Raw genomic sequence first — 14939 nt, forward strand, 5'->3', positions numbered from 1 at the left:
CTCACACCGCCAATCTGGTTTGGCGCAGCAAGGGCCGCGCGAACAGCTCGGCGAGATCGCCGGCCTGCTCGAAGCCCTGGATGGGCGTGAAGATCAGCTCGATCGACCATTTGGTCGTGAGGCCCTCGGCTTCGAGCGGATTGGCGAGGCCGAGGCCGCAGACGACGAGATCGGGACGCGCCGCGCGACAGCGATCGAGCTGGCGCTCGACGTCCTGCCCCTCGCTGAGCTGCGTGCCCGCGGGCAGCATCGCGAGCTCGGCGGCGAGGTGATCGCGGTGCAGATAGGGCGTGCCGACCTCGACCAGCTCCATGCCGATCTCGCGCGCCAGGAAGCGCGCCAAGGGGATCTCGATCTGCGAGTCCGGAAACAGGAAGACGCGCTTGCCGGCGAGCTGCGCGCGGTAACGGGCCAGCGCCTTCTCCGCCCGCGCCTTGAGCGGCGCGATGGTGCGCTCGACATGGCTGCGCGAGACGCCGAACGCGTCGGCCGCGGCCGCGAGCCACAGCGCCGAGCCTTCGCCGCCGAGCGGGAACGGCGCGGCGATGCGCTGACAGCCGCGCTCCTCCAAAGCGCGCGCGGTGTCGCCGAGGAACGGCTGTGCCAGCAGCACGCGCGTATTCGGACCGATCGCGGGAAGCTCTGACGAACGGCGCGGAGGCAGGAAGGCAACCTGGTCGATGCCGAGCGCGGCGAACGTCCGCTTGAACTGATCCTCGACCACATCCGCGAGCGCACCGACCACCAGCAGCGATGGCCGCGCGTTGCGATCGGCGGTCGGCAGCACCGGCACCAGCGCCGCGAGGCAGGCGTCCTCGCCCTGCGTGAACGTCGTCTCGATGCCGCTGCCGGAGTAGTTGAGCACGCGAACGCCGGGCGAGAAGCGCTGCGACAGCCGCAGCGCGGCGCGCGACAGATCGAGCTTGATCACCTCCGACGGACAGGAGCCGACCAGGAACAAGAGCTTGATGTCCGGCCGCCGCGCCAGGAGCTGCGCGACGATGCGGTCGAGCTCGTCATTGGCGTCGACGAGACCGGCGAGATCGCGCTCCTCCATGATCGCGGTCGCGAAGCGCGGCTCGGCGAAGATCATGACGCCGGCGGCCGACTGGATCAGATGCGCGCAGGTACGCGAGCCGACGACGAGGAAGAACGCGTCCTGAATTTTCCGGTGCAGCCAGACGATGCCCGTGAGGCCGCAGAACACCTCGCGCTGGCCGCGCTCGCGCAGCACGCCGTCCGGGGACGCGGTCGATGTCACGGCACAGGCTTGCGCATGAGCATTCATGACGCACGCTCCGCACTGGCTCGCGCCATCGCCTGCTCCTGCAGCCGCGCTGCGCGCAGCTTGAGCAGGAATTGCGTGGCGTTGATCGCGTAGGCCGCGTAGGCCGCGAGCACCAGCAGCATCTGCTGCTGCGCCGAGCCGATGTGCCCGATGATCGCGGCCAGATAGGCCGTATGCAGCGCGATCACCAGCATCGAGAACACGTCCTCCCAGAAGAAGGCCGCGGCGAACAGATAGCGCCCGAACACGATCCGCTCCCAGATCGAGCCGGTGATCATGATGGCGTAGAGCAGCGTCGTCTTCAGAACCACCGAGGCCGTGGCGAGCCACAGGCCCTCGCCCGTCGCGAGATAGCGCGCCACCAATCCGAGGCTGATCAGGAAGACGAGAAACTGCAGCGGCGCCAGGATGCCCTGCACCAGGGTCCAGGGCGTTTCGTCCCGCCGGCGCTTTTCCTCAGGCGTGTAAAGCGCTTGCCGCTTTGCACGCGGCGCGGCCTCGGGTGTGAAGCAGAGTTGGCCCCACAGCGACGGATCAGCGGCGGACGTGAATTGCGCGTCACACGATGTGTAAAGATGATTTGACAACATCGGTGCCCAGTGGTGCGATGACGACAACCACAGGGACATTTGTGGTGCACCGCACTCGGTCTGGTCAACGTGACGTTGTGCAGTTTGCAGGTGGCGCATCGCAAATCCCCGGAGTGCGGGCCCGATGGGGAAAAAGCTAGACCCGGGTCGGAAGAGTGTCAACCAAAATTGACGTCAAAGAATATTGACGCAACGAGTGACGTGCGCTCATATGGAGGGGAGGCGCTTATGACCGAGCTCAATGAAACAGCCCGATTCTCGCGAGCCCGCTTTCGGACGAAGCGTGGCCAGGCCGGCTTTCATCCGCCGGCAGCGCCGCGCGTCAACATTCCCTTACACAGCACGCGTCATCCCCAGCTGAACGGAGCGATCGAAGCCGAGATCATTCCGCGGCTGGTGATGGCGCATGCCTCCGCGCTCGAGCGCGTGCCGGCGATCATCACCGCCTCAGCCCAGGACGCCGCCCACTTCGCCGAGCTGGTGCTGGACGCCGACGAGGACGGTGCGGTGGCCTGCATCCAGGCGCATCGCGACCACGGTGAAACGCTGGAGCGGATCTATCTCGATCTGCTGGTGCCCACCGCCAACCATCTGCGCCATCTGTGGGCCGACGACGAGCGCGACTTCGCCGATGTCACGCTGGCGCTGTGGCGGCTGCAACAATTGTTGCGCCACTTCAGTCCCGCGTTCTGCGCCGAGCTTGGTGTCCCGCCGACCGGGCTACGCGTGCTGCTGACGACCGCTCCGGGTGATCGGCGCGAGATCGGCCACATGATGTTCGGCGTCCTGCTCGCGGGCGAGTTCTTCCGCCGCGACGGCTGGGACAGCTGGATCGAGCCAGATACGGCGGATCGCGGCTTCGTCGATGCGCTTCGCACGCAATGGTTCAACGTCGTCGAGTTTTTCGCCACGAGCGACAAGAAGCTTGACGATCTCGCCTCAAACATAAGGATGGCCAGGCGCGAGTCCTCCAACCAGGACATCGGCGTGCTGGTCTGCGGTCCTGCGTTTATTGAACGGCCTGAACTCGTTCTTCTGGTCGGCGGCGACGGTGTCGTCTCCGATCCGAGCAGAGAGGCTTCGCAAGCCCGGCACGTCGTCAGTCTTCTGACCGAACGGCGATAGCTGAGGGTGCAGTGAAGATGAATGCTGGAACGAGACTTGCCGCGCGAAGGCTCCTTGATTGGGAGGACAACGGCGTTGGTGAGGGCGTTCAGAGCTCCGAAAGAGTCGCTTGGCGATCTCAATGCGGACGTTGCGGCCATGCTGGTGGCCGCAGCCTCCGACATTGCGCTCGCGCTCGACGCCGACGGCAACATCCAGGACCTGGCCTTTCAGCAGGCCGGCCTACCCCTTGAATTGAGAAACACAGACGAGTGGATCGGCCGATCCTGGCAAGCAACAGTGTCCGAGGAAAGCCAGACCAAGCCAGAGCTGATGCTCACCGAAGCCTCGGAGCGCAAGGTGTCGCGCTGGCGCGAGGTGCGCTATCCGGCCGCGCGCGGGCCTGACATCCCGATCCTGTTCGCGGTCGTCGCGATCAAGGGCGCGGCCCGCTACATCGCGGTCGGCCGCGACGTCCGCGCCACGGCCGCGCTCCAGCAGAAGCTGATCGAGGCGCAGGTCGCGATCGAGCGCGACTATTCGCGCATGCGCAATGCCGAATCGCGCTACCGGATCCTGTTCCAGATCACCGCCGAGCCCGTCCTGATCATCGACGCGACCAGCCACCGAATCGTCGAGGCCAATCCGGCCGCCGCCACCCTGCTCGACCACGGCGCCGCCAACCTGATCGGCAAGTTGTTTCCGGATGCGCTGCTGATCGACGACCTCTCGATGTCGCAATCGCTGTCGCTGACGATTCGCTCGCAAGGCAAGATCGAGCGCGCCAAGGTGACGCTCGACGGCGGCCGCGACTATCTGCTCGACGGCACCTTCTTCCGCCAGGACACCTCCGCCTTCTTCCTGCTGCGGTTCTCGCCGCAGCATGGGCAGCCGGCGCTGCCCAAGGCGTCCGACGTCAACACCCAGCTGGTGCAGTTCGTCGAATCGGCGCCCGACGGCTTCGTCATCACCGACATGGACGGGCGGCTGCTGCACGCCAATGCCACGTTCCTGCAGCTCGCTCAGATCGAGAACATGCACCAGATCATCGGCGAGACCATCGACCGCTGGATCGGCAAGTCGGCGGTCGACTTCTCGGTGATGCTGAGCAACCTGCGTCAGCACGGCACCTTGAAGCTGTTCTCCAGCGTCGTCCGCGGCGAGCACGGCTCGCCGGTCGACGTCGAGATCTCCGCCACCACCGTCGGCGCGCCCGGCCAGGCCCGGCTCGGCTTCACCATCCGCAATGTCGGCCCGCGCATCTCCGCCGACGGCGGCGACCACGCCTTCATCCCGCGCTCGCGCGAGCAGCTCGCCGAGCTGATCGGCCGCGTGCCGCTGAAGGAGCTGGTGCGCGAGACCACCGACGTGATCGAGCGGATGTGCATCGAGACCGCGCTCAAGCTCACCGGCGACAACCGCGCCACCGCCGCCGAGATGCTCGGGCTGAGCCGTCAGAGCCTGTATGTGAAGCTGCGGCGCTACGGCCTCGCCGAGCCGAGCGAAGAAGACAGTCAGTTGGAATAGTCGCAGTTGGAAGAGTCGCAGCTGGAAGAGTTGCAGTTGGAAGAGTTGGATCGCTTGCCCATGACCGAGATCGCGCCCGTCCCGCTCGTTTCAAGGCTTCCCTCGAGGCTTCAGCCCGCGGCCGTTCTCGAATTGTTGAAGCCGATCACCTGGTTTCCGCCGATCTGGGCGTTCGGCTGCGGCGTGGTGTCGTCGGGCGCGCCGCTGGCGCCGCGCTGGCCGATCGTCATTGCAGGCCTGGTGCTCGCCGGCCCAATGGTGTGCGCCACCAGCCAAGCGGTCAACGACTGGTTCGATCGTCATGTCGACGCGATCAACGAGCCGGGCCGGCCGATTCCCTCGGGCCGCATCCCCGGGCGTTGGGGGCTTTACATTGCACTGATCTGGACCGTGCTGTCGCTCGGCGTCGCCACTTTGCTCGGCACCTGGGGTTTTGCCGCAGCAGCGCTCGGCCTCGCGCTCGCCTGGGCCTACAGCGCGCCGCCGATCCGGCTGAAGCAGAACGGCTGGTGGGGCAACAGCGCCGTCGGGCTGTGCTACGAGGGCCTGCCGTGGATCACGGCGGCAGCGATCATGAGCGGAACGGCGCCGTCCTGGCCCGTGCTCGCGATCGCGCTGCTCTATAGCGCGGGCGCCCACGGCATCATGACTTTGAACGACTTCAAGTCGATCGGCGGCGACCGCGTCAGCGGCGTCAACTCGCTGCCGGTGCTGCTCGGGCCAGAGCGCGCCGCCCGCCTCGCCTGCATCACCATGGCGCTGGCGCAGGTCGCCGTGCTCATCCTGCTGGTGATGTGGAGCCGCCCTGCGCATGCCATGATCGTGGCCGCGCTGATCGCGGCCCAGCTGGTGCTGATGCGACGGCTGATGACCAATCCGCGCGAACTCGCGCCCTGGTACAACGGGACCGGCGTGCTGCTCTACGTGCTCGGCATGCTGGTGACCGCCTTCGCTCTCGCCGGAATGTCGGCATGACGACGGCGCCCGCTCCCCTCTCCTGGTTCGGCATCATCAGGCTCGGCCTGGTGCAGACCGCGCTCGGCGCCGTCGTGGTGCTGACGACCTCGACCCTGAACCGCGTGATGGTGATCGAGCTGGCGCTGCCGGCCATGATCCCCGGCCTTCTGGTGGCGATCCACTATGCGATGCAGGTGCTCAGGCCGTGGCTCGGCCACGGCTCAGATATCGGCGGGCGCCGCTTCGCCTGGATCGTGGGCGGCATGGCGGTGCTCGCCGCGGGCGGCCTGCTTGCCGCTGTCGCCACCGCGCTGATGGCGAGCCAGCTCGTCCTCGGCCTCGTCGTTGCGGTGATCGCCTTCATCATGATCGGCATCGGGGTCGGCGCCGCCGGCACCTCGCTCTTGGTGCTGCTCGCCAAGCGCACCGCGCCAGGGCGACGCAGCGCCGCCGCCTCGATCGCCTGGATCATGATGATCGCGGGATTCATCGTCACCACGGCGGTCGCCGGCAAGGCGCTCGATCCGTTCTCCGGCGAGCGGCTGATGCTGGTGTCCGGCACGGTGTCGGCCATCGCGATGGTGCTGACCCTGCTCGGCGTCTGGGGCATCGAGCAGCCTGAGATCTCCACCGAAGCAGCGTCGGCACACGCCCAGGGCGGGGGCTTCATGGAGGATTTCCGCGAGATCTGCCGGGAGCCGCAGGCGCGGCGCTTCGCGATCTTCATCTTCGTCTCGATGCTCGCTTATAGCGCCCAGGACCTCATTCTCGAGCCGTTCGCCGGCAGCGTGTTCGGCATGACGCCGGGCCAGACCACGCAGCTCTCCTCGGTGCAGCACATGGGCGCGCTGATCGGCATGATCCTGATGCCGGCCATGGCCAGCCTGCACGCCGACTGGCGGACGCGGCCGCAGCCCTGGATCATCGGCGGCTGCCTCGCCTCGGCGCTGGCGCTGCTCAGCCTGGTCGCCGCCGCCACCGTCGGCCCCACCTGGCCGCTGCGCGCCTCGGTGCTGCTGCTCGGCATCACCAATGGCGTCTACGCGATCGCCGCGATCGGCGCGATGATGAACATGGTCAGCGAGGGCCGCGACAATCGCGAGGGCACAAGGATGGGCCTGTGGGGCGCCTCGCAGGCGATCTCTTTCGGCATCGGCGGCTTCGTCGGCACCGCAGCGGCGGACGCCGCGCGTCATTTCATGCCGTCGACCGCCTCGGCCTATGCCGCGGTGTTTGCCGCCGAAGCCGCCCTGTTCGTTCTCTCCGCCTGGCTCGCGATCTGGATCAAGCGCCCGCGCGAGCAGGCCTCGACGCTGCAGGCGCAGCCGGCCAATCAGGGAGCCTAGCGATGAGCACCTCGTCCGAGACGTTCGATGTCGTGGTGGTCGGCGGCGGCCCCGCCGGCGCCACCGCTGCCAATGATCTGGCGCGCCAGGGCCACCGCGTCCTGCTGCTCGACAAGGCCGGCCGCATCAAGCCGTGCGGCGGCGCCATCCCGCCGCGGTTGATCAACGAGTTCGAGATTCCCGACCATCTGCTGGTGGCGCGGATCTCGTCGGCGCGCATGGTGTCACCGAGCAACCGCGACGTCGCCATGCCGATCGACGGCGGCTTCGTCGGCATGGTCGATCGCGAGCATTTCGACGAATGGCTGCGCAAGCGCGCCGCGGACAGCGGCGCGATCCGCCTCACCGGCACCTACAGCCATATCGCCCACGATGATGACGGTACGGCCGTCGTCCACTACGAGCGTCGCATGGACGATGGCAGCCTGCGCGGAGACTGCGTGCGGGCCCGTGCCGTGATCGGGGCCGACGGCGCCGTGTCGGCCGTGGCGCGCCAGTGCATCCCGGAAGTCGCCGAGATGCGCTACGTCTTTGCCTATCACGAGATCATCCGCTCGCCCGACTGCGGCCATCCGCTGTTCGATGCCACCCGCTGCGACGTCGTCTACCGCGGCCAGCTCTCGCCCGACTTCTACAGCTGGGTGTTCCCGCACGGCCCGACCACCAGCATCGGCACCGGCAGCGCCCACAAGGGCTTCTCGCTGCGCGGCTCGGTCGCCGCGTTCCGCAAGGCCGCCGCCTTCGACGATCTCGAGACCATCCGCCGCGAGGGCGCGCCGATCCCGCTGAAGCCGCTGTCGCGCTGGGACAACGGCCGTGACGTCGTGCTCGCCGGCGATGCCGCGGGCGTGGTGGCGCCCGCCTCCGGCGAAGGCATCTACTACGCGATGGCTGGCGGCCGCGCCGCGGCCAACGCCGTCGCGCTGTTGCTGAAGACCGGCGACGCCGCGGCGCTCGCCACCGCGCGCAAAGCCTTCATGCGCAAGCACGGCGCCGTGTTCTTCATCCTCGGCATGATGCAGCGCTACTGGTACACGAACGATGCCCGCCGCGAGCGCTTCGTCGCGATCTGCCGTGACAAGGACGTCCAGCAGCTGACTTGGGACGCCTACATGAACAAAGAGCTGGTGAAGGCCAAGCCGCTGTCGCACGTCCGCATCTTCGTCAAGAACATCGCCCACCTGACCGGGCTCGCGAAGGCGGCCTAGCAGCTCACGCGATGGATGAGCTGTTTCGCAGCCCTGAGGTGGTGGACCTGATCCTGCTGGTGGTGGCGGTGGAGTTGATCGCCGTCACGCTGGTCTGGCGGCGCTATCGCCGCGGCATCAGCCCGCGGGCGCTGCTGCCTAACCTGCTCGCCGGGGTTTTCCTGCTGCTGGCGCTACGTTGCGCGCTGACCGGGGCGCCATGGTTCTGGCTGGCAGGCTGTCTGGCCGCCTCGGGCGTTGCCAACATTGCCGATCTGCGGCAGCGGTGGCGATGAGGGCGTGGTGGCCGAATGACCAGGATCGGCAGCTCCGCAGCTGCCGTTCGTAGGTCCCTGCCACCAACGGCACCCAGAGCTGTGATTCCGGCGAACCCCGGGATCCATAGCCACAGGCGGTCAATTGAGGCACGAAAGGTTCAACGCGCATCGTGCCTCAAGGGAGATCACGCGGTACGGGTCCCGGCGTTCGCCGGGACGACACGGGTGCGTGCGGATGGCGCGAGGGCAACTGCTCAGGACCAGAGCGGCGCGCCGTCGCGGCTCACTTCTTCTCCGAGAACGTCTTCAGATAGGCGATGACGTCCTTGCGTTGCTGCTCGTTGGCGAGCTTGAACACCATCTTGGTCGAGCCGGTGGCCTGATCGGCCTTGCCCTTTTCCGTCAGGTATTTCTTGAGGAACGCGCTGGGGTCGACGAGGTATTCGAAGATGTTGTCGTCGGTCCAGACCAGCCCGGCTTCGCCGGCGTGCTTGTTCAGCTCGGAATAGGCAAAGCCCGGATAGGTCCCGGTCGGGCGCCCCACGACGCCGGTGAGAACCGGGCCGACGGCATTCTTGGCCTCCGGCCCAATGCGGTGACAGGTCATGCACTGCTTGAAGACCTGCTCGCCCTTGGCGGCGTCACCGCCTTCCAGCGCCGACGCGGCGCCTGCCGACGTTGCAATCACGACAGCCGCAACCAAACCTGCCTTCAGCATGCGTATCCTCCTGATGTGCCGTTTCGTTAGTGCATGTAATTTTGCATTACAGCTATCAATGTCATGAACGCTTGTCATGCTCATATGAAAAGAAAGTGAGCGAATAAGTCGCAGTTCGACCATGCAATGGGCGCAGGAATACCGACGAAAGTTGGATGCTTGGAAATAAGCCTTGACACTGAAGGCGCTGCGTGGACTAACGACATTCTCAAGACTCTCAATACGTTAGCGGGATGCGGCGCAATACCTTCAAAATGCGCGCCAAACCGATCGGCCGCGATCCTGTGAGCGTCTTTCGAGGGTGCCAAGATAACGGGTGCCAAGACCATGGCCGAGTTTCACGGTCCACGAGCCGACGTGACATTGCTGCTCGACATGGACGGTGTCATCCGTGAGGCGACGCTGTCTCCCAACATGTCGGCTGAGAATGTCGACGTCTGGCTCGGCCGTCAGTGGTCCGAGATCGTGGATGATGCGAGCGAGAAGATCGAACGCATCATGCAGGACACCAAGCGGACCGGAATTTCCGCCTTCCGCCAGATCACGCAGCGGTTCCCGAGCGGCCTCGAGCTGCCGATGGAATTCACCACCGTGCTGCTCGGTGGTCGGGCCGGCATGCTGGCGATCGGCAAGAACCTCCAGGCCGTCGCCGAGTTGCAGGCGCGGCTGATCTCGGCCCAGCAGACCATCGAGCGCGACTATTGGAAGCTGCGCGAGATCGAGACTCGCTACCGGCTGGTGATTGAGGATTCCAACGAGGCGGTGCTGCTGACCAAGGTCTCGGACCTTCGCATCATCGAAGCCAATCGGACCGCCGCCGCGGCGCTCGGCGCATCCGCGCGTCGCCGGGACAATCTCGTCGGCCGCGAATTCCTGCATGAAATTCCGCAGAAGGAGCGCGAGCCGGTCGAGCTGATGCTCAGGCGGGTGCGCGATCAGGGCAAGGCCCCGGGCATCGTGATTCATCTCGGCGAGGACGCCGCGCCCTGGATGCTCCGGGGATCGCTGATGACCAGCGATACCGCGCCGATGTACCTGCTGCAGATGGCGCCGATCGGCAAGTCGGCGCAGCCGGGACCGGTGTCGGACGACCCGGAAGGGCTGATCGACAATCTTCCCGACGCGGTCATCAGCATCGACGGCACCGGCACCATCAAGCGCGCCAACCGCGCCTTCCTGGAGCTCGTCGAGATCGGCTCGAAAGAGGCCCTGATGGGCGAGAAGCTCAGCCGCTGGTTGACCCGTCCCGGCGCCGACCTGTCGGTGCTGATATCCAACGTCGAGCGCCATGGAACCGTTCGGCTGCTGTCGACCACCATCCAAGGCGAACTCGGCAGCGAGACCGAGGTCGAGATTTCCGCTGCGGCCCATGGACTGGACGGCCAGCGCCGCATCGGCCTGATCATGCGCAACATCGCCCGGCGTTTGTCGCCTGCGGCGGAGCACGACAATCTGCGGGCGGCGCTCGCCGGACTGAACGAATCGGTCGGCAAGACGCCGCTGCGCGATCTCGTGAGGAGCACCGTCGAGGTCGTGGAGCAGCATTACGTGCGCGCCGCCCTGGAACTGGCCAACGGGAACCGGACATCGGCCGCCGAAATTCTCGGCCTCAGCCGCCAGAGCCTTTACGCCAAGCTCGATCGGTATAATCTAAGTCAGCTCGAAGAAAGCGACGAGGAAACCGAAAAGGGGAGCTGATTGCCCGTTCCGCTGACAACGCCGGCCTTCGGCCACGCTACTCTTGCGGATTGCGAGCGCGAACAAATTCACCTCGCAGGCTCGATCCAGCCGCATGGCATTCTGCTGGCGGTCAAGGAGCCGGACAACGTCGTCATTCAGGCCAGCACCAACGCCGCCGCCTTCCTCGGCGCCAGCTCCGTCGTCGGCCGTCCGCTGCGCGATCTCGGCGGCGACCTGGCGCTGCAGATCCTGCCTCACCTGAGCGGCCCGCTGCACCTTGCGCCAATGACCCTGCGCTGCAACGCCGGAACGCCGCCGCGCCGGGTGGACTGCACGATTCACCGGCCCTCCAATGGCGGACTGATCGTCGAGCTGGAGCCGGCAACCAAGATCACTGACATCGCGCCCGCGCTGGACGGCGCCTTCCACCGCATCACCTCGGCCTCCTCCCTGATCGGCCTGTGCGACGAGACCGCGACCATCTTCCGGGAGATCGCCGGCTACGACCGCGTGATGGTCTATCGCTTCGACGAAGAGGGCCATGGCGAGGTGCTGTCGGAGCGGCGGCGGCCGGATCTCGAGGCGTTTCTCGGCAATCGTTATCCGGCCTCGGACATTCCGCAGATCGCGCGGCGACTCTACGAGCGCAACCGCGTGCGGCTGCTGGTCGACGTCAACTACATGCCGGTGGCGCTTCAGCCGCGCATCTCGCCGCTCAATGGCCGCGATCTCGACATGTCCCTGAGCTGCCTGCGCAGCATGTCGCCGATCCACCAGAAATATCTGCAGAACATGGGCGTCGGCGCCACCCTGGTGTGCTCGCTGATGGTGAGCGGCCGTCTCTGGGGGCTGATCGCCTGCCATCATTACGAGCCGCGCTTCCTGCCGTTCGATATCCGCGCCGCCGGCGAGGCGCTGGCCGAGACCTGCGCGATCCGGATCGCGGCGCTAGAGAGTTTTGCCCAGAGCCAGTCCGAACTCGTGGTGCGCAGGCTCGAGCAGCGGCTGGTCGAGGCGGTGTCGCGCGATGGCGAGTGGCAGGCCGCGCTGTTCGACGGCTCGCAATCGCTGCTGCAACCGCTCGGCGCAAGTGGCGCGGCGCTGTTGTTCGAAGGCCAGGTGATGACCGCCGGCGACGTCCCGTCGACGCAGCGCATCCGCGATCTCGCCGCCTGGCTCGACCGCCGTCGCAAGACGCCGGACGCGCCGGCGCAGGGGCTGACGGTGACCGCCTCGCTGACGCTCGACGAGCCGTCCTTCGCCGACATCCGCTCGGTCGCCAGTGGCGTGATCGCCGCGCCGCTGTCGGCAAGCGAGGGCGAGTATCTGCTGTGGTTCAGGCCGGAGCAGGTCAGGACCGTGACCTGGGGCGGCGATCCGCTCAAGGCGGTCATCATCGGCGATGATCCCTCCGACCTGTCGCCGCGCCGCTCCTTTGCGCAGTGGCATCAGCTGGTCGAGGGCAAATCCGAGCCCTGGTCGGCTGCCGAACTCGCCTCGGCGCGAGTGGTCAGCGAGACCGTCGCCGATGTGGCTCTGCAGCTGCGCTCGGTGCGCATGGTGATCGCGCAGGACCAGCTCGCCACGATCAGCGCCCAGGTGCTGCGCTCGGAGCAGCCGGTGATCATCGCCGACGTCGAGGGCCGCATCCTGCTGATGAACGAGGCGTTCGAGCAGCAGCTGCGGGCGTCGCATCCGCATATCCCCTATCTGCGCGATCTCGGCGCGTATTGCACGGCGCCGGCGGAGTTCCGCGCCAATCTCGACGACCTCATGCGCAACAAGCGCAGCTGGCGCGGCGAGCTGACGCTCACCGGCGGCACTTCGCCGCAACGGCCTTTGATGGTGCGCGCCGATCCGGTGATCGCGCCTTACGACCGCGTGCTCGGCTTCGTGCTGATCTTCTCGGACCTCACCGAGCGCAAGACCGCCGAGGAGGCCCGCGCCCGCTTCCAGGAGGAGATCGACAGCGCGCGCCGGCCGAGCCTGCGCCTCGATCAGAGCGCCAGCCTGATCTACAAGGAGCTCGCCGCATCTACGGTCGAGAACGCGCAACTCGCCGCGCTCGAAGTGACCCACGGCGCCCAGGCCGGCAGCATGCCCGACATGCTGGAGAGCATCCGCAATTCGACGGCGCGAACGCTGGGCATCCTTGAGCACTTGGTTTGGTATCGCTCGCAAAGCGAGGAGTGAGACCAGGCGCGGTCGCATTGGGTGCGTGAGCGATGTGGGGACATCGTCATTCGACACAGCAGGCGCACGCTGATGATGTGATCCGAGGATTAGGTGACCCGAGATCGTCCCACGATCGCGATGCGCCCCCCTCCCCCTTGCGGGGAGGGGTCGGGGGTGGGGGTCCGCGCACTCCGAAGGCAATGGTGGGCGCAACACCTATTCAGGCGCACCACAGCTTACATGGGCGATGATCTCTCGATGTCACTACTTCGAGGCACACAAGCGCAAGAATACGGAGATCAATCAGAAGCAGCGCGCCCCGTGGACCCCCAACCCCAACCCCTCCCCGCAAGGGGGAGGGGAGCCGACCTGTCACGGAAGCTGATCGGCTCCAACGAGTTGTGTTCGATCGCGTCGTCGAAACAGCGCCCGGTGTGAGTCTGCCACTCGCCTGAACCTAACCGCCGAGCCCCGCCGCCACCTGCAGCGCCTGCGAGAGGGTGATGTTCAGCTGAAACGCGATGGCGGCTTCCTCGACGACGTCGTCGTGATCCGCCATGCCCGCACCGGCCCGCTCCAGCGCGTCGCGGTACTCGGTCTTGAAGCGCGGGATGTCTGCGATGGCTGGAAACTCATAGAACGACAGCGCCTCGGGCTCCAGTGCGAGCGAGCGCGCCAGAATCTTCTTGATGATCTGGCCGCCGCTGAGATCGCCGAGATAGCGCGTATAAGCATGCCCTAGCAGCGCGTGGCCCGAGCCAGATCCCGCGTCCTTGACGGCACGGGCATATGCGATCGCTTCGGGCAGCAGCGGCAGATCGCTTGCGTCGAGCGCGGCGAGATCGGCCTTGATCGCCGGGCACCTGTGCAACTCGGGCCGCACCGTCGGGCCGATCACGGCAGATGACTGATGACGAATGAGCTGCGCTTCGAGCGCCTCATATACCGGCAGCAGATTGCGCAGCAGCAGCGCGTAAGCCCGAACCGTGCCGCGGCCACGCAGCAGCTCGGCGACGATCCCGGTCCGCTCGGCGGTCACATGCAGCGTCTTGGTCCGCTCGCGCATCGCTTCCAAAAGACTGGCCGGGCGCGTGCTGCGCCCGGCCATCTCGATCTGTTCAACTCTGTCCAACATCTCTCGACCTGAAGGACTTAGCGCGGCGGCGCCAGCCCGTGTTTCACGCCCCAATCGAACCAATTGTCGACGACGGTGCCCGACAGTAGGATACCGATGCCGCCGGTCAAGGTGCAAAGCACGGCGAACCACCAGGCCCAGCGATGGATCGACTCGGCCGTCGCATTGAAGCCCATCGTCCAGCGCCAGAACAGCGCACCGCGTTCGAAGGCCGTGCCGCGGTCGACGATCTGCTCCAGCTCGCGCTCGCCGCCGTAACGGCTGATCGCCAGCACCGTCGCACCATGCATCGCGAACAACAGCGCCGACCCGTACAGGAAGGCGATCGAGAGCATGTGGAACGGGTTGTAGAACAGGTTGCCGTGGGTGATGGAGAAGTTGTTGGTCCAGTCGAGGTGCGGGAAGATGCCGAACGGCACCGCCTCGCTCCAGCTGCCCATGAAGATCGGCCGGATGAAGCCGAGCACCAGGTACAGCCAGATCGCGGAAGCGAACGCCCACGACACATGCGTGCCGAGGCCGAGGGCGCGAGCGCGGCGATAGGTGCGCGCCCACCACAGCAGGATCGACGTCGTCAGGAAGAAGCCGGCCATCAGCCACCAGCCGCCCTCCTGCAGCGGCGGGAAGATCTGCAGGCCGTATTCCGGCGCCGGCGGCTGCAAGGACAGCCAGAAGAACTGACGGATGAACTCCAGCGGACTCCAGTTCACCGAGGCCAGCATGTTGAGACCGATGATCTCGATCGCAACGAAGCCGGACATCAGCGAGGCCAGCCCGAGGAAGCCGAGATAGACCGGGCCGACCTGGGCGTCGCCGAGCTTGCCGAACCAGTAATTGAAGCTGCCCTTGCCGAGCCGCTCCCAGACGCCGGGCTCGATCGGAATGCCCGGATAGATCGCACTACGGACTTGGATCTGCGTGAAGATGTTCTGGTATTGGGCCATGACGACCTCT

General features: G+C 66.5%; 13 protein-coding genes. 8 read left to right on the top strand and 5 right to left on the bottom strand.

The window, feature by feature from the left end:
• Position 1: 1 nt before the first annotated feature.
• Together NLR35_RS29825 and bchF are read right to left on the bottom strand one after the other, a co-directional pair.
• Entirely contained in the window at positions 2 to 1288 is a 1287-nt protein-coding gene (locus NLR35_RS29825; RefSeq protein WP_257170117.1) for a ferredoxin:protochlorophyllide reductase (ATP-dependent) subunit N, read from the bottom strand.
• Positions 1285 to 1875, bottom strand: coding sequence for a 2-vinyl bacteriochlorophyllide hydratase (bchF, locus tag NLR35_RS29830; RefSeq protein ID WP_257170118.1), 591 nt, complete (start codon positions 1873 to 1875; stop codon positions 1285 to 1287). The genes NLR35_RS29825 and bchF overlap by 4 nt, the downstream gene beginning before the upstream one ends.
• Before the next feature lie 93 nt (positions 1876 to 1968).
• On the opposite strand from bchF, the gene NLR35_RS29835 reads away from it, so the two are divergent.
• The 6 genes from NLR35_RS29835 to NLR35_RS29860 all read left to right on the top strand — a co-directional run bounded on the left by NLR35_RS29835 (position 1969) and on the right by NLR35_RS29860 (position 8295).
• The gene (locus NLR35_RS29835; protein WP_257170119.1) at positions 1969 to 3003 is read left to right on the top strand and encodes a B12-binding domain-containing protein; all 1035 of its coding nucleotides are present in this window, start codon (positions 1969 to 1971) and stop codon (positions 3001 to 3003) included.
• Between the two features lie 138 nt (positions 3004 to 3141).
• The gene (gene ppsR / locus NLR35_RS29840; RefSeq protein WP_257170120.1) at positions 3142 to 4509 is read left to right on the top strand and encodes a transcriptional regulator PpsR; all 1368 of its coding nucleotides are present in this window, start codon (positions 3142 to 3144) and stop codon (positions 4507 to 4509) included.
• Positions 4510 to 4569: 60 nt separating this feature from the next.
• Entirely contained in the window at positions 4570 to 5484 is a 915-nt protein-coding gene (chlG, locus tag NLR35_RS29845) for a chlorophyll synthase ChlG (RefSeq protein WP_257170121.1), read from the top strand.
• Positions 5481 to 6812 (top strand): BCD family MFS transporter, encoded by a 1332-nt coding sequence (locus NLR35_RS29850; protein WP_257170122.1) that lies wholly within the window; start codon positions 5481 to 5483, stop codon positions 6810 to 6812. The genes chlG and NLR35_RS29850 overlap by 4 nt, the downstream gene beginning before the upstream one ends.
• 2 nt (positions 6813 to 6814) lie before the next feature.
• Positions 6815 to 8020, top strand: a complete 1206-nt coding sequence (locus NLR35_RS29855; protein WP_257170123.1) for a geranylgeranyl diphosphate reductase — start codon at positions 6815 to 6817, stop codon at positions 8018 to 8020.
• 11 nt (positions 8021 to 8031) lie between these two features.
• Positions 8032 to 8295: a hypothetical protein gene (locus NLR35_RS29860; RefSeq protein ID WP_257170124.1), complete on the top strand. Its 264-nt coding sequence runs from the start codon at positions 8032 to 8034 to the stop codon at positions 8293 to 8295.
• A gap of 265 nt (positions 8296 to 8560) precedes the next feature.
• Here NLR35_RS29860 and NLR35_RS29865 read toward each other — a convergent pair whose 3' ends face one another.
• On the bottom strand, positions 8561 to 8995 hold the full coding sequence (locus NLR35_RS29865; RefSeq protein ID WP_257170125.1) for a cytochrome c family protein: 435 nt from the start codon (positions 8993 to 8995) through the stop codon (positions 8561 to 8563).
• 327 nt (positions 8996 to 9322) lie between these two features.
• On the opposite strand from NLR35_RS29865, the gene ppsR (NLR35_RS29870) reads away from it, so the two are divergent.
• Both ppsR (NLR35_RS29870) and NLR35_RS29875 read left to right on the top strand, forming a co-directional pair.
• On the top strand, positions 9323 to 10693 hold the full coding sequence (gene ppsR / locus NLR35_RS29870) for a transcriptional regulator PpsR (RefSeq protein WP_257170126.1): 1371 nt from the start codon (positions 9323 to 9325) through the stop codon (positions 10691 to 10693).
• On the top strand, positions 10694 to 12868 hold the full coding sequence (locus NLR35_RS29875) for a GAF domain-containing protein (RefSeq protein WP_257170127.1): 2175 nt from the start codon (positions 10694 to 10696) through the stop codon (positions 12866 to 12868). It begins immediately after the preceding gene.
• A gap of 439 nt (positions 12869 to 13307) precedes the next feature.
• Here NLR35_RS29875 and NLR35_RS29880 read toward each other — a convergent pair whose 3' ends face one another.
• Positions 13308 to 13985 carry a biliverdin-producing heme oxygenase gene (locus NLR35_RS29880; protein WP_257170128.1) on the bottom strand — a complete coding sequence of 226 codons (678 nt, stop codon included), beginning with the start codon at positions 13983 to 13985 and terminating at the stop codon, positions 13308 to 13310.
• Positions 13986 to 14002: 17 nt separating this feature from the next.
• A complete protein-coding gene (gene pufM, locus NLR35_RS29885; protein WP_257170129.1) occupies positions 14003 to 14929 on the bottom strand; it encodes a photosynthetic reaction center subunit M in 927 nt (308 codons plus the stop codon).
• Positions 14930 to 14939 lie beyond the last annotated feature (10 nt).

The sequence above is a fragment of the Bradyrhizobium sp. SRS-191 genome, from assembly GCF_024586915.1.
Classification (GTDB): domain Bacteria; phylum Pseudomonadota; class Alphaproteobacteria; order Rhizobiales; family Xanthobacteraceae; genus Bradyrhizobium.